This window comes from Streptomyces profundus, assembly GCF_020740535.1.
Classification (GTDB): Bacteria; Actinomycetota; Actinomycetes; order Streptomycetales; family Streptomycetaceae; genus Streptomyces; species Streptomyces profundus.
The window spans coordinates 1,423,410-1,445,881 of sequence record NZ_CP082362.1 but is presented as its reverse complement, the minus strand read 5'-3'; the positions used below and the strand labels follow the sequence as shown (position 1 = coordinate 1,445,881).

Annotated in this window: 23 protein-coding genes; 8 read left to right on the top strand and 15 right to left on the bottom strand. The window is 71.6% G+C overall.

The window, feature by feature from the left end:
• The first annotated feature begins 1,188 nt into the window (after positions 1–1,188).
• The 3 genes from K4G22_RS06465 to K4G22_RS06455 all read left to right on the top strand — a co-directional run bounded on the left by K4G22_RS06465 (position 1,189) and on the right by K4G22_RS06455 (position 5,462).
• Complete coding sequence (locus K4G22_RS06465) at positions 1,189–2,949, top strand: ABC transporter ATP-binding protein (RefSeq protein ID WP_228083978.1); 1,761 nt, start codon at positions 1,189–1,191, stop codon at positions 2,947–2,949.
• Between the two features lie 219 nt (positions 2,950–3,168).
• Positions 3,169–4,611 carry a pyridoxal phosphate-dependent decarboxylase family protein gene (locus K4G22_RS06460; RefSeq protein WP_425336618.1) on the top strand — a complete coding sequence of 481 codons (1,443 nt, stop codon included), beginning with the start codon at positions 3,169–3,171 and terminating at the stop codon, positions 4,609–4,611.
• Complete coding sequence (locus tag K4G22_RS06455) at positions 4,608–5,462, top strand: hypothetical protein (protein ID WP_228078770.1); 855 nt, start codon at positions 4,608–4,610, stop codon at positions 5,460–5,462. Before K4G22_RS06460 ends, K4G22_RS06455 begins: the two co-directional genes overlap by 4 nt.
• Before the next feature lie 3 nt (positions 5,463–5,465).
• Here K4G22_RS06455 and K4G22_RS06450 read toward each other — a convergent pair whose 3' ends face one another.
• Complete coding sequence (locus K4G22_RS06450; RefSeq protein WP_228078769.1) at positions 5,466–6,263, bottom strand: SAM-dependent methyltransferase; 798 nt, start codon at positions 6,261–6,263, stop codon at positions 5,466–5,468.
• Positions 6,264–6,492: 229 nt separating this feature from the next.
• Here K4G22_RS06450 and K4G22_RS06445 point away from each other — a divergent pair, with 229 nt between their 5' ends.
• Both K4G22_RS06445 and K4G22_RS06440 read left to right on the top strand, forming a co-directional pair.
• On the top strand, positions 6,493–7,551 hold the full coding sequence (locus K4G22_RS06445) for a hypothetical protein (protein ID WP_228078768.1): 1,059 nt from the start codon (positions 6,493–6,495) through the stop codon (positions 7,549–7,551).
• Positions 7,552–7,611: 60 nt separating this feature from the next.
• Complete coding sequence (locus tag K4G22_RS06440) at positions 7,612–8,415, top strand: class I SAM-dependent methyltransferase (protein ID WP_228078766.1); 804 nt, start codon at positions 7,612–7,614, stop codon at positions 8,413–8,415.
• A 177-nt stretch (positions 8,416–8,592) separates the two neighbouring features.
• Here the strand turns inward: K4G22_RS06440 and K4G22_RS06435 are convergent, their stop codons facing one another.
• The 8 genes from K4G22_RS06435 to K4G22_RS06400 form a co-directional block, all read right to left on the bottom strand.
• Entirely contained in the window at positions 8,593–9,594 is a 1,002-nt protein-coding gene (locus K4G22_RS06435) for a glycosyl hydrolase (RefSeq protein ID WP_228078764.1), read from the bottom strand.
• 104 nt (positions 9,595–9,698) lie between these two features.
• On the bottom strand, positions 9,699–10,745 hold the full coding sequence (locus K4G22_RS06430) for a LacI family DNA-binding transcriptional regulator (RefSeq protein WP_228078763.1): 1,047 nt from the start codon (positions 10,743–10,745) through the stop codon (positions 9,699–9,701).
• Between the two features lie 292 nt (positions 10,746–11,037).
• The gene (locus K4G22_RS06425) at positions 11,038–12,078 is read right to left on the bottom strand and encodes an ABC transporter permease (RefSeq protein ID WP_228078761.1); all 1,041 of its coding nucleotides are present in this window, start codon (positions 12,076–12,078) and stop codon (positions 11,038–11,040) included.
• On the bottom strand, positions 12,071–13,591 hold the full coding sequence (locus tag K4G22_RS06420) for a sugar ABC transporter ATP-binding protein (RefSeq protein WP_228083976.1): 1,521 nt from the start codon (positions 13,589–13,591) through the stop codon (positions 12,071–12,073). The genes K4G22_RS06425 and K4G22_RS06420 overlap by 8 nt, the downstream gene beginning before the upstream one ends.
• 79 nt (positions 13,592–13,670) lie before the next feature.
• Positions 13,671–14,720, bottom strand: coding sequence for a sugar ABC transporter substrate-binding protein (locus K4G22_RS06415; protein ID WP_228078759.1), 1,050 nt, complete (start codon positions 14,718–14,720; stop codon positions 13,671–13,673).
• A 322-nt stretch (positions 14,721–15,042) separates the two neighbouring features.
• Entirely contained in the window at positions 15,043–16,284 is a 1,242-nt protein-coding gene (locus K4G22_RS06410; RefSeq protein WP_228078757.1) for an MFS transporter, read from the bottom strand.
• A 173-nt stretch (positions 16,285–16,457) separates the two neighbouring features.
• Positions 16,458–17,117, bottom strand: a complete 660-nt coding sequence (locus K4G22_RS06405) for a TetR/AcrR family transcriptional regulator (protein WP_228078755.1) — start codon at positions 17,115–17,117, stop codon at positions 16,458–16,460.
• A gap of 16 nt (positions 17,118–17,133) precedes the next feature.
• The gene (locus K4G22_RS06400; RefSeq protein WP_228078753.1) at positions 17,134–17,712 is read right to left on the bottom strand and encodes a maltose acetyltransferase domain-containing protein; all 579 of its coding nucleotides are present in this window, start codon (positions 17,710–17,712) and stop codon (positions 17,134–17,136) included.
• Between the two features lie 289 nt (positions 17,713–18,001).
• On the opposite strand from K4G22_RS06400, the gene K4G22_RS06395 reads away from it, so the two are divergent.
• Entirely contained in the window at positions 18,002–18,835 is an 834-nt protein-coding gene (locus tag K4G22_RS06395; RefSeq protein WP_228078750.1) for an SDR family NAD(P)-dependent oxidoreductase, read from the top strand.
• Positions 18,836–18,893: 58 nt separating this feature from the next.
• Here K4G22_RS06395 and K4G22_RS06390 read toward each other — a convergent pair whose 3' ends face one another.
• Genes K4G22_RS06390 through K4G22_RS06370 form a run of 5 tightly spaced genes read right to left on the bottom strand, consistent with a single transcriptional unit; the run spans position 18,894 to position 20,460 of the window.
• On the bottom strand, positions 18,894–19,271 hold the full coding sequence (locus tag K4G22_RS06390) for a hypothetical protein (protein ID WP_228078748.1): 378 nt from the start codon (positions 19,269–19,271) through the stop codon (positions 18,894–18,896).
• Between the two features lie 14 nt (positions 19,272–19,285).
• Complete coding sequence (locus tag K4G22_RS06385; protein ID WP_228078746.1) at positions 19,286–19,702, bottom strand: NUDIX hydrolase; 417 nt, start codon at positions 19,700–19,702, stop codon at positions 19,286–19,288.
• Positions 19,703–19,724: 22 nt separating this feature from the next.
• The gene (locus K4G22_RS06380) at positions 19,725–20,096 is read right to left on the bottom strand and encodes a DUF7848 domain-containing protein (RefSeq protein ID WP_228078745.1); all 372 of its coding nucleotides are present in this window, start codon (positions 20,094–20,096) and stop codon (positions 19,725–19,727) included.
• Positions 20,093–20,299: a DUF7848 domain-containing protein gene (locus K4G22_RS06375; protein WP_228078743.1), complete on the bottom strand. Its 207-nt coding sequence runs from the start codon at positions 20,297–20,299 to the stop codon at positions 20,093–20,095. The genes K4G22_RS06380 and K4G22_RS06375 overlap by 4 nt, the downstream gene beginning before the upstream one ends.
• Positions 20,296–20,460: a hypothetical protein gene (locus tag K4G22_RS06370; RefSeq protein WP_228078741.1), complete on the bottom strand. Its 165-nt coding sequence runs from the start codon at positions 20,458–20,460 to the stop codon at positions 20,296–20,298. The genes K4G22_RS06375 and K4G22_RS06370 overlap by 4 nt, the downstream gene beginning before the upstream one ends.
• A 169-nt stretch (positions 20,461–20,629) precedes the next feature.
• On the opposite strand from K4G22_RS06370, the gene K4G22_RS06365 reads away from it, so the two are divergent.
• Together K4G22_RS06365 and K4G22_RS06360 are read left to right on the top strand one after the other, a co-directional pair.
• On the top strand, positions 20,630–21,445 hold the full coding sequence (locus tag K4G22_RS06365; RefSeq protein ID WP_228078740.1) for a helix-turn-helix domain-containing protein: 816 nt from the start codon (positions 20,630–20,632) through the stop codon (positions 21,443–21,445).
• On the top strand, positions 21,435–21,644 hold the full coding sequence (locus tag K4G22_RS06360; protein ID WP_228078738.1) for a DUF397 domain-containing protein: 210 nt from the start codon (positions 21,435–21,437) through the stop codon (positions 21,642–21,644). Before K4G22_RS06365 ends, K4G22_RS06360 begins: the two co-directional genes overlap by 11 nt.
• Positions 21,645–21,738: 94 nt before the next feature.
• On the opposite strand, the gene K4G22_RS06355 is transcribed toward K4G22_RS06360, so the two are convergent.
• A complete protein-coding gene (locus tag K4G22_RS06355) occupies positions 21,739–22,383 on the bottom strand; it encodes an HAD family hydrolase (RefSeq protein WP_342399146.1) in 645 nt (214 codons plus the stop codon).
• Between the last annotated feature and the right edge of the window lie 89 nt (positions 22,384–22,472).

Genomic DNA, 22,472 nt, shown 5'->3' with positions numbered 1-22,472 from the left:
GGCCCTGCCGGCGGCGCGGCTGCGACGGTGGGTTCCGCTGGTTCGGCGGCTGTGCGGGGCGAGGCCGCGGACGGCTCCGCCGGTTCGGCCGGCGGCGGTTCGGCCGGCGCGCCGGGCGCGCCGGGCGGCGGCGCTGGTTCGTTGTCCGGCTCCGCCGATGGCTCCGCCGGTTCGGCGAGTGGTGTCGTTGTGGATGAGGCTGCCGCTACGGGTGTCGCCGGGGGCGCCATCGGCGGTTCCGCCGCGAACCCCCCGAACCCATCCGCCGAAGCCGTCGCCCCCGGCGCCCCCGGCGGAGCCGGTGTCTTCGACCCCGCCGGGTCGGCGAACGCCGCTGTCGCCGCAGGCAAGGCCGCTGCGGGGGCGGCGAACGGTTCGGCCGACGCGCCGGGCGCCGGCGCGGGCCGCGCCAGCGGCGTCGCTGCGGATGAGGTGCCCGCAGCGGGTGTTGTCGAGGCTGCCCTCGGCGGTTCTGCCGCAGGCACCACGCACACCCCCGACGGCGAGCCGGGGGTCGGCACGAGCCCTGGCAGCGTCGTTGCCGCCGCTTCCGCACCGGCTGCCGGTGTGGACTCCGAAGTTGCCCCCGCCGGTTCGGCGAACGCCGCCCCCGCCGAAGCCGAGCCCGGCCCCGCCGCGCCCGGCGGAGCCGATGTCGTCGACCCCGCCGGTTCGGCGAACGCCGCTGTCGCCGCAGGCGCCACGCACACCACCGCCGGTACCTCTCCCGATGGCGGGTCGGGTGGCGGCGCGAGCCGTACGGGCGCCGCTGACGCGGATGTGTCCGCCGCCCCCGCCGGCCCCGCCGCGCCCGGCGGAGCCGGTGTCGTCGACCCCGCCGGTTCGGCGAACGCCGCTGCCGCCACGTACACCACCGCCGGTACCTCTCCCGATGGCGGGTCCGGTGGCGGCGCGAGCCGTGCGAACGCCGCTGACGCGGACGTGCCCGCCGCCCCCGGCGGAGCCGGTGTCGTTGACCCCGCCGGTTCGGCGAACGCCGCTGCCGCCACGTACACCACCGCCGGTACCTCTCCCGATGGCGGGTCCGGTGGCGGCGCGAGCCGTACGGGCGCCGCTGACGCGGACGTGCCCGCCGCCCCCGGCGGAGCCGGTGTCGTTGACCCCGCCGGGTCGGCGAACGCCGCTGTCGCCGGAGGCGAGGCCGCCGTTCCCGGGGAGGGTGGGTTGTTGCCGATCGCGGGGGCGCGGGAGACGCGGCGGGAGGCTTGGCGGCGGCTCGTTCGGCGGCCCTACGCGTTGGCCGGCGTCGCGCTGCTGTTCGTCGTCGCCTCGGTCTGCGGCCTGGCCGCGCCCGCGCTGTTGGGGCAGATCGTCGCCGCCGTCACCGAGGGGAAGTCCACCTCGTTCGTCGTCGGCGCCGCCGTCGGCATCGTCGTCGCCGGGGTGGTCGCCGCGCTGCTGGGGCGGTTCGCGCACGCGCTGCTGGCCCGGCTCTTCCAGTCCGCGCTGGCCGATCTGCGCGAGGAGGCGTTCGGCACGGCGCTCGGCCTGCCGCAGGCGCGGCTGGAGAAGGCCGGCGCCGGTGACGTGGTGAGCAGGGTGTCCGGCGATGTGGAGGCGGTCGGCGAGGCCGTCGGCGGCGTGTTGCCCGCGTTGACGTCGGCCGCGTTCACCATCGTGGTCACCGCGGCCGGGCTGGCCGTGCTGGATCCGAGGTTCGCGCTGGGCGCGCTGGTCGCCGTTCCCCTCCAGGTGTGGGTCACCCGCTGGTTCCTGGCCAGGTCGGGGCCGGTCTACCGGCGGCTGCGGGTCGCCGAGGGGCACCGCACGGGGGAGTTGGTCGAGGTCTTCAGCAGCGAGGACACCATCGTCGGCACCGGCCGCTCCGCGCGCCACTCGCGGCGCGTCGCCGACGCGTCCGAGGCCGCGATCATCCCCGGCCTGGAGGCCACCCGGCTGCGGGCCGGCTTCTACAACGGGCTGAACGCCGCCGAGTTCGTCGGCCTGGCCTCGGTGTTGGCGGTCGGCGCCTGGCTGACGTCGTCGGCGGGCGTCTCCGTCGGCGCCGCCACCACCGCCGCGCTGCTGTACTTCCGTCTCTTCGACCCGATCGGCATCGTTCTCGCCGAACTCGACGCGCTGCAACGGGCGATGGCGGGACTCAGCCGGCTGTTCGGGGTGGTCGGCGTCCGGGAGTTGACGGCGGTGCCACGCGCGACGCGGCGGCAGCGGGAGGCGCGACGGGCGGGCGCCCCGGCCCGGTTGACCATCGAGGAGGTCACCTTCTCCTACCAGCCCGACCGGCCGGCCGTGCGCGGCGTCTCGCTGACCGTCGAGCCGGGTGAACGGGTCGCCGTGGTCGGCGCCTCGGGGTCGGGCAAGTCCAGCCTGGCCGGGCTGGTCGCCGGCATCCACCGCCCCGGCTCGGGCCGGGTGCTGCTCGACGGTGACCCGGTGGTGCCGGGGGCCGCGGCCGAGGCGGGCGTGCTGCTGGTGACACAGGAGGTGCGCGCCTTCAGCGGCACCGTCGCCGACAACCTGCGGCTGGCCGCGCCGGACGCCGCGCCGGACGCCATCGCCGCCGCGCTGCGGGCGGTCGGCGCCGAATGGGTCTTCGCACTGCCGGACGGCGCCGACACCGGGATCGGCCCGGAGGCGCTGGCCCTCACCAACGAGCAGATCCAGCAACTCGCCCTGGCGCGCGTGGTGTTGGCCAAACCCCGGGTGGTGGTGCTGGACGAGGCCACCGCCGAGACCGGCGCCAGGGCCGCCCGTGCGCTGGACCGGGCCACCGCCGAGGCCATCGGCGACAGCGGCGCCCTGGTGATCGCACACCGGTTGACGCAGGCCGTGGGCGCGGACCGGGTCGTCGTCATGGACGAGGGGCGCGTCGTGGAGTCGGGGCCGCACGAGGCGTTGCTCGCCGCCAGAGGCGCCTACGCGCGGCTCTGGCAGGCGTGGTCGCGCCGCGCCGTGGCGGGTGACTGAGGCGGCGCGAGTGTCGAACTCCGGTGCGGGGCACCGCCGTCAGTGCGGACGTGGTCACCCGAACCGGTGGTTTCGTCCGCGACCTCGCGCCGGAGGGGAGCGCCCCGCCGGTGACGGCGCGTCTCATGGTCTTCCGAGGCTGGCCCGGCGGGGCGGCGCCGGGCCAGCCGTCCGGCCGGTCGAGCCGGTCCTGCCGGGCGAGCGGGGAGTGGGAGCACAGTGGAGCGGACGCGAGCGACACCCGCCGAGGAGCCCCTGGCGGGCACGGTGGATCTGGCGTACTGGCTCGGCCGGGCCGTCGCCGAGCACCAGGCGTGGACGAAACGGTTCGGCCCGCACCCCCGGCATCCGTCGCAGTCCGTCGACCCGGAGCGACTGACCGTCGCCTTCGACGAGTTGAGCCAGCGCATCGGCGGCAGCTACCCGTTCTTCCACCCCAGCTACGCCGGCCAGATGCTCAAGCCGCCGCATCCGGTGGCCGTCCTGGGCTATGTGGCGACCATGCTGGTCAATCCGAACAACCACGCCCTGGACGGGGGCCCGGCCACCTCGGCCGTGGAGGAGGAGGTGGTGGCCCAACTGGCCGCCATGTTCGGCATGGAGACCCATCTGGGCCACCTCACCGGCGGCGGCACCGTCGCCAATCTGGAGGCGCTCTTCGTCGCCCGCCAGTGTCACCCGGGGCTGGGCGTCGCCTACAGCGCGGCCAGCCACTACACCCATGCCCGCATGTGCCATCTGCTGGGCGTCCCCGGCTACTCGGTGGCCGTCGACGCGCGCGGCCGGATGGACGTGGACGCGCTGGAACGGCTGCTGGCGACAGGCGAGGTCGGCACCGTCGTGGCGACCGCCGGCACCACGGGCCTCGGCGCCGTCGACCCGGTGCACGAGATCCTGGCGCTGGCCAGGGCGAGGGGCGTGCGCGTCCATGTGGACGCCGCCTACGGCGGGTTCTTCACCCTGCTCGCCGACGAAGGGCCCGGCGGCGAGGGCCCGTTGGTCGATCCAGCGCCCTGGCGGGCCGTCGCCCGCTGCGACTCCGTCGTCATCGACCCGCACAAACACGGCCTCCAGCCCTACGGCTGCGGCGCCGTCCTCTTCGCGGACCCCGAGGTGCGCCGCCACTACCAGCACGACTCGCCGTACACCTACTACAGCTCCGACCGGCCGCACCTCGGGGAGATCAGCCTGGAGTGCTCGCGCTCGGGGGCCAGCGCCGCCGCGCTGTGGCTGACCCTCAGGCTGCTGCCGCTCACCAGGGAAGGGCTTGGCGCGGTGCTCGCCGGCGGACGCCGCGCCGCCCTGCGCTGGGCGCGACTCCTCGCAGCCGCACCTGGGTTGGAGCTGTTCCAGCCGCCCGAGCTGGACATCGTGAGCTACTTCCCACGCACCGCGCGCCGCTCGCTCAGCGAGATCGACGCGGCCGGCACCGCGCTGATGCGACGCGGCGAGCGGGCGGACGATCCGGTGTTCCTGAGCGTCGGACGGGTCTCGGCCGCCGAGTTCACCGCGCGCCACCCGGACGTGGTGGTCGACCGGGGGGACGCGGCGATCCTGCGCAGTGTGCTGATGAAGCCCGAGTTCGAATCGCGGGTCGACGCGCTGCACGCCCGGGTGGCGGCGCTGGCCGCCGAAGGATCCGGGGGAGTGGGACGGGCATGAGCCAGGGCCCCGAGGACGAAGGACCCGCCCTGCCGCCCCCGCTCGCGCTCCCCGACAACCTCCGCGCCCCGCAGGCCGGCCCCGAAGTCGCCGAAGTCGCCGACTACGAACGCTACTTCGGCATCACCAGGACCAGCCAGGGACCGGACGGCTGGACGCGCGGGCTGCTGGCCACCCAGGCCATGGTGTTGGCGGACCTGCCGGCCGCCCGGCTCGCGGACCACGAGCGGACCGCGCTGCTCACCGGGCTGCTCCTGCTCAACCACCTGTCCCTGACGGCCGCGGCGCCGGACGCCGCCGGGGCCGAGCTCCCCTGGCAGGGGCCGCGGGGGCCGGCCGAGCCAGGCGCGGCGGCGCTGTGGCGGTGGCGGCTCGGCCACCAGCTGTTCCATCTGCTGCTCACCGCGATGAACCGCGAGCTGGACCGTGCGTCGGCCGCCGCCGGATCGGCCGGCTGGCCGCCGCTGATCGCGGCGTTGAAACGGCTGACCGTGCTCTACGACGCGGCCACCGCCACGATGAGCTACGCGGCCGACTTCGGCCCCGACACCTACCGGGAGCAGGTCCGGCCCACCATGCGCCCGCCGTTCGTCAGCCCGGGGTTCTCCGGCGTCTTCAACCGGGAGCACCGCGAGCTGACCACTCTGATGCGGGCGCTGCGCCGCACCCTCGGCGAGCTGGCCGCCGGGGGCGGCCTCCCGGCCGAGGTCGCCGAGGCGGCCGATCTGGTGCGCGGCGCGCAGCGGCGGAACCGGGCCAACCACCTGCGGGTGTGCGAGGCGTGTGTCCCGGACGGCGTCTCCCTGCTGCGCGAGCACCTCGACCGGGCCGACGGCGGGCCGGCGGCGTAACGGCTACGGCTTGATGCCGACCGCCGCCCAGATGGAGACCTCACGGCTCAACGCCTCGGCCTCCTCCGGGACTTCCTCGTCACCCGGCCGCCACAGGTGCGGCGGCACGATGCCCGGGTCGACCAGCTCAAGACCCTCGAAGAAGCGGAGGATCTCGTCTTTGCTCCGCGACTGGGCCGCCATCCCGCCCTGTTGGTAGATCGCCTCGACCCGCCGCATCACGTTCTCGTCGAAGTCGTGCGTGCCGTGCGAGAGCACCAGCGCCGACCCGGACGGCAGCGCGTCCACCAGCGCGCCGACCACCTCGCGCGCGCCCTGCTCGTCGGGCACGAAGTGCAGCAGCGCGACCAGCGAGAGCGCCACCGGGCGGCTCCGGTCCAGCACCTCGAACGCGTCGGCCAGGATCCGCTCGTGGTCCCGTGCCACATCCGCCTGGATATACGCCGTGCGCCCCTCGGGGGTGCTGCGCATCAGCGCGTCGGCGTAGACCAGCACCAGCTTGTCCTTGTCCGTGTAGACCACCCGCGACTCGGGCGCCACGCCCTGGGCGACCTGGTGCAGGTTGGGCTCGGTGGGGATGCCGGTACCGATGTCCAGGAACTGCCGCACCCCGCGCTGCGCGAGATGGCGCACCGCGCGGTGCATGAACCGGCGGTTGGTCTGCGCCGCCTTCCGCGCGCCGGGCCAGACCTGTAGCACGGAGTCCCCGGCTTGCTGGTCTATCTCGTAGTAGCTCTTGCCACCCAGGTAGTAGTCGTAGACCCGCGCCGTGTGCGGCACTCCCTGCTGCTGTGACTCCATGGCTCCCCAACTCACTTACCGGTGTGACGTGGTCATCCTCCCAGGTGCACCTCTGCCCCGGTCCCCGGGGTTCACTCCCGCGCCGGCTGCCGACGCCGGCTGTCGGGCGGGCCCACCCGAACCGGGGAACCTCCCGCGCCGGGCCCGCGTCGGAGACGACAGAACGCGCCGGAGCGGGCGAGGTCGCGCGCCCGCCCCCGGGGCCCACGTCGACATGGGGGGACGGCACATGGGACGCGTACGAACGGTGGCCGCCGGGCTGCTGGTGGCGCTGGCGCTGACAGCGCCGGGCCCCGCCGGGGCGGCCCAGGCCGCGCCGGCGGAGGCGGTGGCCAACAACGACCCGGACTTCCTCCAGGTGTATGACGGGAACCTGGAGAACCTGCCGATCAGCACGGAGAACTGTCCGGGCGACTGGCACGACCTGATGTACTACATGCGCCTCCAGGACTACCGCCCCGATGTGCTGATCGCTCAACAGATCGGTGGACAGAAGCAGTTGACCACGCTGCTGACCCGCATGGAGGAGCACTTCGGCGAGCGCTACGAGGGTGTGGTGGCGGAGGCGAACCCGGCGCCAGGCGGCGGGGTGTGCGGCTCCGACAAGACCTACCAGAGCAACGTGGTGATCTGGCGCGCCGACCGGCTGGAGCTGCTGCTGTCGCAGTCCCCCGACAACCGCTGGCAGGCACAGTACGCACCGGATCCGGACGCCCCCGCCACCTGCGTCAACAACAACCAGGCACGGACCAAGGGCGTCAAGGCGCTGCTGTACGACAGGGTCGCCGAGCGGCAGGTCACGGCGGCCTCCTTCCACTGGCCGACCCAGGGCCACGGCGGCACCGCCGCCTGCGCCGACTCCAACGCCCGGGAGACGCACGACGAGTTGACCGAGGACGGCTATGGCGTCGCGGACCTCTACCTCGTCGGCGGGGACACCAACCGGGCGGCCAGTACCACCAACGGGCAGGACGACTGGACCAGTTGGTATCGCTCCATGAACGGTGACCTCGGCGGCGCCTACGGGTTCCGCGACGTGGTCTACGCCGAGTGCGCCGGCGCTCCGGCCTGCCTCGCCGACCAGTGGACCATCATCACCTCGGGCAACGAGCGGCGGATCGACTTCCTCTTCGCCCGCAAGCCCGGCGGCGCACTGCCGGTGACCAGCCACGCGGTGGTGCCCACCTTCGACGAGGGCGACGCGGCCGACCTGGCCCTGACCGGGACCGACAACGAACACCTGGACTACTCCGACCACCGCGCGATCGGCGCCCGCGTCCACTACTAGAACCCGTCTGCCCGTGGCAGAGCCGGGTGTGAACGGGCGCCGGCGGGCCAGGGAAGAGGCATGGGTGAACTGGGGTTCGGCGGCCAGGTCGCCGCGTACTACGCGCGTTACCGGCGGGGCTATCCGGCCGAGGTGGTGGATGCGCTGGCGTCGGCCTTCGGGCTGACCGATCGGGACGCGGTGCTCGATCTGGGCTGCGGCACCGGCCAGTTGGCGCTGCCGCTGGCCGCGCGGGTCGGCTCGGTCGTCGGGATGGACCCGGAGCCCGACATGCTGCGGCTGGCCCGCGCCGAGGGGGCTCGGCGCGGAGTCGGCAACGTGTCCTGGGTGCTGGGCGGGGACAACGATGTCCCCGCGTTGGGCGCGCTGTTGGGCGGCCGCGGCCTGGCGGCGACGGTGATCGGTCAGGCGCTGCACTGGATGCGCCCCGCGCCGCTCCTCGCCGCGCTGCGGCGGGTGACCCGGCCGGGTGGTGGGGTGGCGGTGCTGGCCAACGGCACTCCGCTCTGGCTCCAGGACGACGCCTGGTCGCTGGCCCTGCGATCGGAGTTGGAGGCGTACTTCGGCCGCCCGCTGGTGGCGACGTGCGGCACGGCCGCGACGGAGCGCGAGCGCTACGCCGAGGAGTTGCGCGGCGCCGGCTTCGCCGAGGTGCGGGAGACGTCCGTCGCCTACCGCGCGCCGCTCAGCTTCGACGAGCTGGTCGGCGGCGTCTGCTCCGCCCTGCCGCGGGACCGACTGCCCACGGACGTCGACGCGTTCGCCGCCCGGCTGCGGCGGGCCCTGCCGCCCGCCCCCTACGCCGAGTCGGTGCGGGTCAGCACGCTGGTCGGGCTGGTCGGCGCGGGGGGCGGGCAGCGGTGAACGAGCGGCGTGGCAAGTGCCGTGTCAGTCGGGGTTTGCCCGGTAGCGAGGTGTCCTGGTGCGTGCGATCGCCAGGCAGCCGGGAGCCGCATGTAGTTGTCCTACCTGGGCTCTCGGCTAACGCAGCGAGTGTGCGTGCCAGGGCGGCGAGCGGGGCAAACCCTGGCTGACGCGGCACTACGGCAGGTGGACCTCGCCCTGGTTGAACACCCGGGGGTGGAAGTAGGTTTCCTGGATCTCCTCGTTGGAGTTGTTGTCGCGGAGCTGTTCGGACCAGACCATGAAGTAGCTCCAGCGGGTCTGGGAGTCCAGCAGCCAGGGGGCGGGCACCTTGCCCATCTCGGCCAGCGCGATGGGCTTCTCGCCCGCGATGGCCTGGAGCTGCTGGTAGTCGCCCTCGCTGGGCAGGTCCTTGTACCAGACGTCGAGCGAGGCGACCTCGACGTAGTCGTCGCCCGGGTAGTAGGCGTCCCAGCCGCCGGCCGGGTTGTCCTGGACGTTCCACACCCAGATCAGGTTGTCCAGGCCCCGGGTGCCGGCGAGGTGGTCGTGGGTGATCTGGAAGAGCCGTGAACTCCCGTCCGACCCCGGGCGGTCGCCCCACCAGTTCCATGCCTCGTTCATCTCGTGGAACGGCCGGAAGAGCACCGGCACGCCGGCGTCCTGGAGCTGCCGGAGGTAGGGGACCACGGCGTCCAGCCGGCTGAGCCACTCCTGGTGCAGGTCGGTGCCCTCGGTGACGATCTCGGCGAACTCCTCGTCGGAGATGGAGGACTTGACGCCGCCCTCGAACTCGCAGGACGTGCCGCCGGTGGGCGGGCAGGCGTGCCAGGTGAGGGTGACCAGGGAGCCGTTCTCCCATTCGGTGAGGGCCTGGTCGATCACGGACTGCCGGTTGGCGATGTCCTCGGCGCGGAACATCAGGTCGCCGCCCCACAGCCCGGGCCACTGGCCGGTGATGTCGTGGACCTGCTGGGTGTACTGGCCGGGCTGGTCGGCGGGCTCCTTGTTGTGCTGGCCGGAGACGATGTGGGAGCCGCTGATGGAGTCGAGGTAGGCGAGTACCTCCTGCTTCGGGGTCGGGGGGAACGCGGTGGCGCCGGCGGCGGAGTTGAGCGCCAGCGCGCCGGCGGTGACGGTCGCGGTGGCGACGGCGAGCGACAATCTAGTCGTGCGCATGACAAGTACACCTTCCTGGGTGGGGGGTTCGCCCGTGCTCGCCGGGTGGGACGTGCGGCGGGTGCGGGATGTCGTCGGGCAACTGCCCTGGTGGGAAAGCTGGTTCAGGGGGGTGGCGGGGGTCCGGTGGAGGCGCGGGGGGTGAGGGCCGGCGTGGGCATCCGCCGGGCGGAGATCCGTTGCCCGGCGAGCACATCGAAGAGCGCGCGGGCCACCTCCGCGCCGAAGGCGTGCACGTCGTGGCTCATGGCGGACAGGGTGGGGCGGGTCAGCTGGCACAGCTGCGAGTCGTCCCAGGCCAACAGGGAGACGTCCGCCGGCACGCGCAGCCCCATCTCGGCGGCGACGGAGAGCCCGGCGACGGCCATCACGTCGTTGTCATAGAGGATCGCCGTCGGCCGGCGCGCGGCGGACAACAGCGAACGGGTGGCCCGCGCGCCCTCCTCGCCGGAGAAGTCGGTGGCCAGTTGGCGGCCCTCGTCGAGCCCCAACTCGGCGACGGTGGCCGCGAACGCGGCGGCCCTGATGGCGCTGTGCCCCAGCTCGGCCGAGCCGCCGACGCGGGCCAGCGAACGGTGCCCGAGCGCCGCGAGATAGCGCACGCACTCGGTGACGGCCGTGCCGTCGTCCGTCCACAGCGCGGGGAACGGGCCGGTGAGGGAGGGGTGTCCGACGGCGACCGCCGGCATGCCGAGCGCGGAGAGCACCGGCACCCTCGGGTCCTCCTGCCGGAAGTCCACCAGCACCGAGCCGGCGATCTGCCCGGAGCGCCACCAGTGCCGCTGGAGGTCCAACTCCTCGTTCACATCGCGCACCAGGCGCAGCAGCAGTGCGCTCGACCGGTCGGCGAGCACGCCCTCCATGCCGGAGATGAACTCCATGTAGAAGGGCTCCAGGCCGAGTTGGCGCGCCGGGCGGCAGATCGCCAACCCCACGGTGCCGGTGCCGCGTTGGGTGAGCGCGCGGGCCGAGAGGTTGGGCTCCCAGCCCATCTCCCGCGCGGTGGCGAGGATATGGGCGCGGGTTGTGGCGGAGACGCCCGGCTTGTCGTTGAAGGCCAACGAGACGGCCGCGCGCGACACGCCGGCCCGCGCGGCGACGTCCCTGATCGTCAGCCGTGCGGAGCGCTGCTCCTCGCGGGACAAGGTCATCGGGGCACCTCCGTGAACAAGGCGCTCGCACGCGGCGTTTGAACGCCGCGCTTGAACACGGCGCGTGGACACAGCGCTTAACGTAGGCGCGTTCCCGGCGGCTCGTCCATAGCCCGGTCAAGTAAATCCAGGCCCGATTTCACGCCCCCCACCTGCGACATTACTTAACCTTTACTCAACTTGTGACCGCTCTGGACAAGCCGGCCCCGGCCCCGCACAGTGGCCACGCGAGCGGTGTGCCCGGCATGCCGAACGGCCCGGCGCACGCACGCCGGGCCGTCATGACTTCGCGCTAGTCCTGGGCCTTTCCGCTGGTGATGCGGGACATGACCAGGGCCAGCAGGATGATGGAGCCGTTGAGGGCGTCGATCCACTCGGCGGGGACGCCGCCGAGGGTGAGGACGTTCTGGATCATGAAGAGCAGCAGGATGCCGGTGAACGCGCCGAAGAGGCTGCCGCGTCCGCCGCTGAGGCTGACGCCGCCGATGACGGCGGCGGCGAAGACGGTGAAGATGGCGCCGTCGCCCTGGGCGGCGGCGACGGAGCCGAGTCGGCCGGAGAGCAGCAGCCCGCCGAGGGCCGCGAGGAGCCCGGCGACGATCAGCACGATGGCGACGGTGCGGCGGGTGCGGATGCCGGCCGCCCTGGCCGCGTCCTCGTTGCCGCCGATGGCGTAGAGCGAGCGGCCGAAGCTGGTGTAGCCGAGGACGAGGATCCCGATGGCGAACAGGGTCAGGCAGAGCCAGACGGAGGCCGGCAGCCCCGCCCATTTGGTGGTGCCCAAATAGCTCATGGAGCTGGGCAGTTGGAAGAACGTCTGGCCGCCGGAGATGCCGGTGAGCATGCCGCGCAACATGATCAGCATGCCCAGGGTGACGATAAAGCCGCTGAGCCCGAACCGCACGATCAGCAGCGCGTTGACCAGCCCGATCGCCACCCCGACGGCCAGCGCGACCGGCACCGACAGAGCGCCGGGCAGCAGGTCGAGCCCCTGCCCCGCCTCGCTCACGGTGAGCCAGGCCGCGACTCCGGGGGCCAGCCCCATGGTCGATTCCAGGGAGAGGTCCATCTTCCGAACGATCAACACCAGCGCTTGGGCCAGCACCAGCAGAGCGATCTCGGACATGGTCTGAAGGATGTTGATCAGGTTCTGTCGTTGGACAAAGACCGGATCGACGATCCAACCGGCGATCGCCACCGCGACGATCGCCGGCACCAGGGCGAACTCCCGCATTCTGGCGATCGGTATCCGGCCCCCCAGCAGCCGGGCGGAGCCGGAGCCGCCCGCCCCCACCTCGCGTGCGGGACGATCGGCGACGACGGGTTCAGGCATCGGCGTATACCCCTTCCATGGCGGTGACCAGCTCGTTGTCCGTCCAGCCCGCGGTGAACTCCGCGACGAGCCGGCCCTTGAACATGACCAACACCCGGTCACAGAGCGCCAGATCGTCCAACTCGTCGGAGGCGATCAGCACGCCCGTGCCCGACCGCGCCACCTCCTCCGCCTTGCCGAGGAGGAACTCCTTGGACCGCACGTCGACCCCGGCGGTCGGGTTGATCAACACCAGCAGCCTCGGCTGGTTGGCCAGGGCCCTGGCCATCACCACCTTCTGCTGGTTGCCCCCGGAAAGACCGGAGACGGGCATCGCGGGGCCAGGTGTCTTGATCGCCAGGTGCTCGATCATCTCCTCGGCCAGCGCGTCCCGGCGTCGCGGGTCCAACAGGCCGCCGGGGCCGAGGCGTTCGGGAACGGTCAGCGTCGCGTTGTCCCCGATGGACATCTCGGGCACCAGGCCCTGGTGGTGGCGGTCCTCGGGCACGAAGCCGACCCCGGCCGCCAGCGCCGCCGGCACATCGCCGGGCCGAGGCCGCCGCCCGGCGACCTCGATCGAGCCGGCGTCGGCCGCCCGCAGCCCGGCGACCGTCTCCGCCAGTTCGATCCGCCCGCTGCTGGCCGCTCCCGCCAGGCCGACGATCTCCCCGCCCCCGACGGCGAACCCCACCCCTGCGAAGCGCTCGTCCAGCGCGAGCCCGTCCACGGTGAGCACCGGCGGCGCGTCGGCCGGCGGCGAGCCGCGCCGTTCCCGCAGATGCCCCGAGGCGGAGACCTCCTCCCCGGTCATCGCCGCCACCAACTCGTGCTTGCCCAGCTCGGACACGGGCGCGGTGACGATGTGCCGCGCGTCCCTGAACACCGTCACCGTGTCGCAGAGGTCGTAGACCTCCTGGAGGTGATGGCTGATGAACAGGAAGGTGACGCCCAGCTGTTGGAGGTCCCTGACGCGTCCGAAGAGCCGCCCGATGGCCGCCGCGTCGAGCTGCGCGGTCGGCTCGTCCAACACGATGAAGCGCGCGCCGCCCGAGAGCGCCCGCGCGATCTCCACGAACTGCCGCTGCTCGACGGTGAGATCACGCGCCAGCTGGTGGACGTCCGCCTCCACCCCCCACTCGTCGAGCAGTTCGCGCGCCTGCCGGCGCAGCGTCGGCCAACGCACCGCGCCCCAGCGGTTGGTGGGCTGCCGGTGGAGGAAGAGGTTCTCCGCCACCGTCAACCCCGGTATGACCGTGGACCTCTGGTAGACGCAGGCCACCAGCCGCCGCCACGCCTCCCGGTCGGCCGGCCGGGGCGCCGGCCGGCCCTCGAAGCTGATCTCGCCCTCGTCCGGCCTGGTCAGGCCCGTGATGATCGAGACCAGCGTCGACTTGCCCGCCCCGTTCCGCCCGACCAGCGCATGGGTCTCGCCGGTCGCGACGGCCACGCCCGCCCGGTCCAACGCCACCGTCGAGCCATAGCGCTTGCTCACCCCGACCGCCCGCACCGCGAACGTTTTCCGTTCGTCCGCCATCGCCCGCTCCGCATCCGTCACCGCGCACCCCTCTCCGGCCTGACCCGCGCCTCAGTGGCCTGACTCGCGCTCGCTGGCGTCAGCCCATGTTGTTGCCCCACAGGGACGCGTCGTCGAACGTCAGGCTCTCCACGCCGCCATACGTTCCGCCGTCCCTGGTGACCAGCGGCGCCGGCAGCTGGTCCTCCAGCACCCCGTCCCTGACCTCGACGATCTCGCTGCCGTGGTCGGTCGGCCCCGGCTCGAACGTCTCCCCGGCGAGCGCCGCCTGGAGGTAGGTGAGCGCGTACTCGGCGTAGAGGTCGGCGGGTTGGGAGACCGTGGCGTCGATCTTGCCCTCGCCGATCAGCTGGAGCTCCTGCGGAATCCCGTCGTTGGAGACCACGAACACGTGGTTCGGGTCCTCCGGCGGCACCGCCATGTCCAGCTGGTCAAGCACCTGGAGCGTGCCGGAGAGCGCGAAACTGGCCTGCATGTAGACGCCGCGCACATCGGGGTTGGCGATCAACGTGGTCTGGAGCTTCTGTGCCGCGGTGGCCGCGTCCCAGTTCGTCGCCTCGCCCAGCACCTGGATGCTTGGATACTCGGCCGACATGCAGTCGTTGAACGCCTCGGTGCGGTCCCGGCCGTTGATCGAGGCCAGATCGCCCTGGAGCATCACCACCTTGCCTGCGCCCCCCAGTTGGGTCCCGAGGTAGTGGCACGCCTGCTCGCCATAGGCGCGGTTGTCGGCGCGCACCACCATGAAGACCTCGCCCTCGTCGGGCCTGGTGTCCACGGTGACCACCGGGATGTCCCGCTCGGCCAGCGACTGGAGCACCGGCGCGACCGCAGCCGTGTCCTGCGGGGCGATGGCCACCCCCTCGACGCCCTGGCTGATGAACGTCTGGACGTTGGACGTCAGGGTGGCGACATCGTTGCCCGAGTTGGTGGTCTTCATGTCCAGGCCGAGTTCCTCGGCGTACCGGGGCACGTAGTCGATATAGGAGTTCCAGAAGTCCGTGTCGGACCGCGGGTAGTCGACGCCGATCGTGCCGTCACCGCTGCCGCCGGTGTCGTCGGCGCAGCCGGTGAGCAGGACGGCGGACAGCGCGAGCACGCCGGCCAGCCTGGTGGTCTGGAGCTTCACGTCGGTCTTCTCCTCGGGCAGGCTGACGGTCGGACGGAGGACGGAACGCGTGGCGGGACGGACAGGGCGGTGCTCCGTCAAGGGACGTGCCGAGGGCGGTTGTTGACCGGCCAACGGCAATCGCTCATGCGTGGGGCATGACCAAGACATGGGATCGTTTTATAGACCCAGCGCTGTGCGCTGTCTATGGCGCGCGCAAAGATCATCGCAACGTCGCAGGTCACGCGCGAGTTCCGGTTCCGAAGATCGTCGACGGCCGAGGCGAGTGAACCTATGTCTGCGCCTCGTCGAGGCCCCGCCGCCCATGCGGCGGCGGGCCGTCTCAGGTGCGGGCCGCCGCCTCCGTGGTGCTCGCCGGCGCCGTGGGCGCGTCCCCCGACGGCCGGGTGGCCAGGATGCCCGAGGTCAGCAGGATCACCACGCCGGCGACCGGCACCAGCACCAGGCCGAGCCGGATCGAGTGGGCGTCGGCGATCAGACCGATCATGGGCGGCGACAGCAGGAAGCCGATCCGCAGCAGGAACGCGGCCACCGTGATGCCGGTGCCAGGCGCCAACCCCGGGATCTCGTCCGCCGCGTGGAAGGCCGCCGGGATCAGGGTCGCGATGCCAAGGCCACAGAGCGCGAAGCCGATCACCGTGGTGGGAACGGACGGCCACAGCAGGGCCACCCCCATGCCCACCAGCACCAACAGCCCGCCGACCCGTGCCGTCGTGCGGTCACCGAGCCACCGCACCACCCGGTCGCCCAGCAGCCGGCCGACGGTCTGCGCGCCCTGGAGCGCCATAAAGGCGAGGCCGCCGACGAACGGGCTCGAACTCAACTCGTTCTGCAAGTAGTTCGCCCCCCACGAGCTGGGCGCGTCCTCCACCACCGCGGTCGCGGCCGTCATCAGCCCCAGCACCGCGAACGCGATCAGCACCGGCCGGGACAGCGCCCGCCGGCCGGCCGCGACGGGAGCCCCCTCGGCGGCCTGGGCCCGCTCCGCGTCCTCCGGCCCGGGCAGCAGGAACCGGAGCACGGTCAGCGCGGAGGCGACGGCGATCGCCCCGATCACGGCCAGATGCACGACCAGCGCGATCTCCAACTGGGCCGCGCCGGCCCCGACTATGCCGCCCAGCACGGCGCCCACGCTCCACAGCCCGTGGAACGAGTTCAGGATCGACCGCCCGTAGCGCCGTTGCACCCGCATCCCGTGCGCGTTCATCGCCACATCGGTGACCGAGTCGAGCGAGCCGGCCAGGAACATGGCCGTGCACAGCAGCGCGAAATGCGGCGCCGTGCCCACCAGCACCAGGTTCACGCCCATCAGCAGCTGGGTCGCGACCGCCGTCCGGGCCGAACCGAACCGCTTGATCAACGGGCTGGCCGCCAGCCCCAGCATCAGCGCGCCCAGCGGCATGGCGGCGATCGCGGTGCCCAGCGCGGCGTTCGACAGTTCGAGATCGGACTTGATCTCGGGATAGCGCGGCACGACGTTCGCGAAGACGAAACCGTTGACGAAGAACAGCGCGGCGACCGCGAGCCGTGCCTTCACGGGACGGTCGGGCGTGGTGCGGGACATGGCTATCTCTCTCGAAGGTCTCTCGGAGGTCTCTCGGAAGTCTCTGCGGGACTCTGGGGGAATCTGGGGTCTCTCGGGTCCGGTCTCGGGGCGCGCGACGTGCGGACGGGGGCGCGAAGCGGCGCCTGTACGCGCCGGGGGAGCCGGATGCCCGGCTGCGGGGGGCGAGCGGCCTATCCGGCCTGTTCGGGCTGTTCGGGCTGTCTGGCCTGATCAGCCTGTCCGGGCTGTCCGGGCTGTCCGGCCTGTCCGGGCTGTCCGGCCTGTTCAGCCTGTTCGGGGAGGGGCGAGGTGATCCGGACGATCGCCTCAAGGGTCAGCGCGCGTTCGTGCGGTTCGGTCTCCAGCGCGCGGTGGATGGACAGACCCTCGATCAGCGCGTCGAGTTGGCGGGCGGTGGCCGGATCGAAGTGCCATTCCAGCGCGCGACGACTACGGCTCATCCAGGCCCGGGTCAGCGCCCGGAAGGCGGGCTCGCGCGCCGCCAGCGTGTACAGCTCGTGGGTGAGGACGATGTCCCGCTGGTTGCCCTGGTCGCCGCTCGACAGGTGGTGGACGAGGTCGGCGACCGCCTCGCGGGCCTCCTCGACACCGCTCGCCGCGCCGAGGCGTTCCTCGAAGACGGCCACGACGGTGTCCGAGAAGCGGGTGAACGCCTCGCGGAGCAGTTCGTCCATGCCGTCGAAGTGGTAGGTCATCGAGCCCAACGGCACGCCCGCGCGGGCGGCGACCTTGCGGTGCGAGGTGCCGGCGACGCCCTGCTCGGCGATCAGCTCCAGCGCGGCCTGGATGATCCGCTCGCGCCGGTCCGGATCATGCTGTCCGATCGCCATCAGCGTGCCCTGTGCCTCACAGCGGCCTGATCACCTTGGCGGGATTGCCCAGGGCGAGCACATCGGCCGGAATGTCCTTGGTGACGACCGCCCCGGCGCCGATGACGGAGTTGTCGCCGATGGTGACCCCCGGCAGCACGATCACGCCACCGCCGAGCCACACGTTGTCGCCGATGGTGATCGGCTTGGCCGCCTCCAGCTTGTCACGCCGAGGCCCCGGCTCCAGGGGGTGGGTGGGGGTCAGCAACTGCACCTGGGGGCCGATCTGGCAGTCCTGCCCAATGGTGATCCGCGCCACGTCCAGGGCGGTGAAGTTGTAGTTGATGAAGGTGCGGTCGCCGACCGAGATATAGGTGCCGTAGTCGACGAAGAGCGGTGGCCTGATGTGGGCGTCCGTGCCGAGATCGCCGATCAGCTCGCGGATGATCGGCTGCGCGCCCTCGACGTCGGCGGCGTACGCCGCCTGGTAGTCGGCGGCCAGGCGGGCCGCGCGCTGCTGAGCGCGGAGGATCTCCGGGTCATCGGCGATATAGAGATCCCCGGCGAGCATGCGCTCGTGGTTGGTGCGGGAGTCCCCGGCGAAGTAGTCCGTCACCCAGCCGAGACTACACCCCGGGTGTACGAACGTACATCCGTCCTGACCAGGCGCTTTGTTTCCGAACGCGGCCGGTCGTCGGCGGATCGCCAGGCGTCCGCCTCGCTGACCGGCCACTGTGCCGCCTCCGCACGGGCCACGGAAACCGGTCACTCGACGGTGGGCGCCGGCCGTCGGCCGCACCGGCTCCACGCGGGTGTCCGTCCGCGTCCCGGCCCCGTTGTCCATAAGTCAACTCTGGGCGCAAATCGACTTGGTGACCGTGGGCAAGCATGCTACGGCTGTCCGTATGGACACCTCACCCAAGCATGTGGCGATCGTGACCGGCGCCAACCACGGCATCGGAGCCGCCGTCGCCGAGATGCTCGCCGACAACGACATCGCCGTGCTGTGCACCTATCTGCGCACCAAGGACGAGGAGGGCGGCGCCCACGCCGACAAACGCGCCGGCCACTACGCCCGCTACTACAAGGACCGCACCACCTCCGGCGAGGAGGTCGCCCTGGAGATCCGCGACCGGGGCGGCCGGGCCGCCGCCCTTGAGGTCGACCTCCGGGACCCCACCGCCCCGGCCCGGATCTTCGACACGGCGGAGGAACTCCTCGGCCCCGTCGACATTCTGATCAACAACGCGTCAGGTTGGGTTCAGGACACCTTCCGGTTCGATGGCGAACCCGATCAGTTCGGTCGCACCACGGTCCCGGTCAACCACGAGACGATCAGCCAGCAGTTCGCGGTGGACGCCCACGCCCCGGCCCTGCTGATCGCCGAACTCGCCCGCCGCCATCGGGCCCGCGAGGCCAACTGGGGCCGGGTCGTCGGCCTCACCTCGGGCGCCGAACTCGGCTTTCCCGGCGAGGTCTCCTACGGCGCGGCGAAGGCCGCCCAGACCCACTACACGATGTCGGCCGCGGTCGAGCTGGCCCCCGAGGGGATCACGGCCAATATCGTGCACCCGCCGGTCACCGACACCGGCTGGGTCACGGAGGAGGTCCGCGACTCCGTGCGGGCCAGCTCGACCCACTTCCATATCGCCAACCCGGCGGAGGTCGCGGCCACCATCCGGTTCCTGATCTCCTACGACGCCGACCTGATCAGCGGCAACGTCATCACCATGCGCTGACCCCCGCCACCCACCCAGGCCGCCGGCCCCTCGGGGCCGGCGGCCGTTTACATCAGGTTCATGTGGTGGGGAGTTGAATGCTGATGTTGGCGTCGGCGGCGTCCAGGGCTTCCTGGATGGCCTGGTTCTCGCCGAGGGTGGTGATGGGGGCCCAGCGGGCGTGGGGGTGGGTGTCCTCGGTGGCGTCGGGGACGGTGTCGTGGACGCCGCCGTCGAGGATCCAGAGTTCGCCGTCGTTGTCGGGGCCGATGGAGCGGACGGTCCAGGCGTGGGTGATGTCGGCGAGGTGTCCGGTCTGGCGGGCGAGGGTGAGCCTGCCGGTGAGGGCGAGGTTGCCGTGGTTGGGGACGGTGGCCTGCGGCAGTTGGTCGCGGTGGAGGAGGACGTATCCGTTGCGGGTGATGACGAGGACGATCACTCGGGTCTGCGGTGCCATGTTCTTCTCTCTGCTCAGGTGTAGGCGGCGTCGGGGCGTTCGCCGTTGATGAGTACGGGCACGCGGCGCCGCTGTGCGGCGGCGGTGAGGGCGTAGCGGACGATCGGGGGTGGTTCGTGGAGTTCGCGTAGCGGGAGCCAGCCGGCGTTGGGCGGGAGGTGCTTGTGCGCGCCGGCGGGGATGGTGGGGGTGTGTCCGCCGTCGAGCACATAGGTGAGGGACACCGGGTCGGTGTGGGTGACGCTGATCGCGTAGGCGTCGGTCACCCCTCGGTCGTAGCCGGTGGTGTCCATCAACGTCTGCCGGGCGGTCAGGACGGGACAACTGCCGGGCGGGACCGTGCCGTTGGGCAGCGTCCAGCCGTCAGGTCCCTGGACCATGAGGAGGTGGCCGTCCCGTGTGGTGGACAGCGTCATAAAAGTGATGCGCACGAAAGGGGGTTGTCCTTGCTGGTCAGTTGAGGGCGATGAGATAGCCGGTCAGGGCGGTGCAGAGACACATCAACCCGACGAACGCGGGCCCGAACGCGCGGTCCAGAAACGCGACCACGGGCTTCTGCGGCGCCGGCCCCGGGCTCTCGTCCTCGTGCCGACGGCGTACGACACGCCAGTGCTTCTCGGCGCGGGCCAGGAACAGGTCATGGTCCGGCTGTTGGGCGGTGTGCTGGATCGCCCAAACGGCAACCGGGTGCGCGTCGTTGTCGAACAGCGGCGAACGAGCGGTGCACGTCATGCACTCGACGGCATAGATGCCATCGGGCGCCCCGGGTCCGAGCTCGTCGGTGAGCACCCAGTCCGCACCCTTGATAATCGGCTCGCCGCTCACGTCCCCATCGCCTCGAACCGGTAGGCCCGCGTAATGTGTTCGCGATAGGCGAGGTGCTCCGGATGCAGGGCCAGGTGCTGCCCGGCCCACTCCGCCCCGTCCTCCACGTCCTGCCCCTTCGGCCCGAAGAACCCACAGGCAGTGCATTCCATGACGAACGAGGTCGGCTGATCCGAATCGAGAACGAGCTCCGCCAACCTCACGGCAACTCCCCGCTCTTGATCCGATAGTTGATCTCACTGGCCGCATTCCGCTCCCGCAACCGTGCGAGCAACTCCGCATGCGGGTCGGGCTCCGACTCGGCTTCCGGCGGCTCGTCCTCGATGTCAGGCGAGGAAACCGAGTCCTCTCTAGGTGTGGTCATCCCGCTCACCCATCCTTCTCGTGCTCCTGGTCTGTGGCGGGAGACGGATTCGTCATCCCGCTGCGTGGTGATCCGGTCACAGCGTGATGTGTCGGTCGCTACGCTGACCAGAGGAAATGGCCTGACAACATCTGGGTCAGGTACGGAAGTTCAGCTAGGAGATCCGCAGATGGCCGCTCGACAACCCCCCACACTGCGTAAGAAGTACGGTGACGAGCTGCGCCGACGCCGCCTCGCCGCCGGGATGACCCAGGAGGAGCTCGCCCTCGAAGTGGTCTGCTCGCCGACCTTGATCAGCCACTTCGAAGCCGGTCGCCGCCTCCCCAACCCCGACGACGCCAAGCGGATCGACAAGGCGCTGAACACTGACGGCTGGTTCTCCCGGTGGCTGGAGGACTTGAATCAGCGGTACGCCGACCATTTCGCCGAGGCGGCGGAGCTTCAGCAACAGGCCACGGAGATCCGACAGTTCAGCGGTCTGCTGATCCCCGGCCTGCTCCAGACCGAGGCGTATGCCCGTGCGGTCTTCCAGACGTTTCAGCCGAACTACCGGCCCGAGGTGGTTGACCAGCAGGTAGTCAATCGAATGGAGCGGGGCCGCATCCTGGAAGGCGCGCAGGCGCCAGTACTGTGGGTGGTGCTCGATGAGGGGGCGCTTCGCCGGAGGGTGGGCGGAGGCCGGGCCATGGCCGAACAACTGGGCAAGGTCTCGGATATGGCGGAGTCGGGTCGGCTACGTCTCCACGTACTCCCCTTCGCTGTCGGGGCGCATTCCCTGCTGGAGGGCATGATGATGCTGATGAGCTTTGAGGACGCCGCGCCGGTGGCCTATGCCGAGAGTGTTCTGTCGGGACATCTCCTAGACGATCCGGCCCTGTTGGCCAAGTGCCATGCGGCCTACGATGTCGCTCTGAGCGATGCTCTGCCCCAACGCGAGTCCCTAGCCCTCACCAGGGCTATTGCAGAGGAACACGATGAACCCTGAACCGACCTCCGTACCCGACGCTTCCGCACTCACGGGCTGGCGCAAGTCCAGCTACAGCGGCGGCAGCAATGGAGACTGCCTGGAGGTCTGCCCCGACCACGCCACCGCCGTTCCGGTTCGCGACAGCAAGCGACCGACCGGGCCGGCGGTGGTCTTCTCCCGTGCCTCTTGGACGGCCTTCGTCACTGCCGTCCGCTGACAGCGGCCAGCGACAAAGGACGAGGCGACCACCGGCCGCCTCGTCCAGTTTCACTCCCAACGGTACCCGTGTGATCACACTGAGGCGCAGAGAGTCAGGTTCTTGTGATCACTTCGGCCAACTCCGTCAGGCTGTCCACGCTCCAGGTTGTCGTCGCTCGTACCTCAGGGGCGTCCGCCCAGAGGTGGCCCCACGGCCCACGTCGCAGGTGTGCTGTGGCCAGGCCAGCTTCCCGGGCTGGGTAGATGTCGTTCGCCGGATGGTCGCCGACGTAGACGATCTCGTCAGGTTCGGCTTCCGCCAGGGCGATGACCCGGGCGAAGAACTGATGGCTGGGCTTGGCGGCACCCCACTCGGCGGAGACCGTGAGAGCGTCCACCGGTAGGTCCATCGCACGCAGCAACTCGCCTGCGCGTGAGGTCTGGTTGCCGGCCACAACCACCCGCACCCCTGAGCTGCGGAGTGCGGACAGCGCTGGTCGCACGTCCGGGTAGAGGTCGGCTTCCCCCAGTTGCTCACCGCGCCCAGCGGCCTCCCGCGCGGAGTACTCCGCCGCCAGATCGATACCGGGCCGCAGCATCCGCAACGCGTCGGCGTTGTCCCTTCCCTGGGCCACCACCGCACCGACCAGGGCGGACAACGTGTGGCGCGGTACCTCCAGCCATTCCGCCCAAGCTGCCCAGTACCGATCGTCACGGGTCAACGTCTCGCCGATGTCCAGAGCCACACACTTGATCACGGCGCACAGCCTAAAGCGCCCACGCCCAGTGGCGAGGCACCGCCGAAGAGCCACTGACCTGCCCCTGGCGCTACCTGATCAGTCCCGAG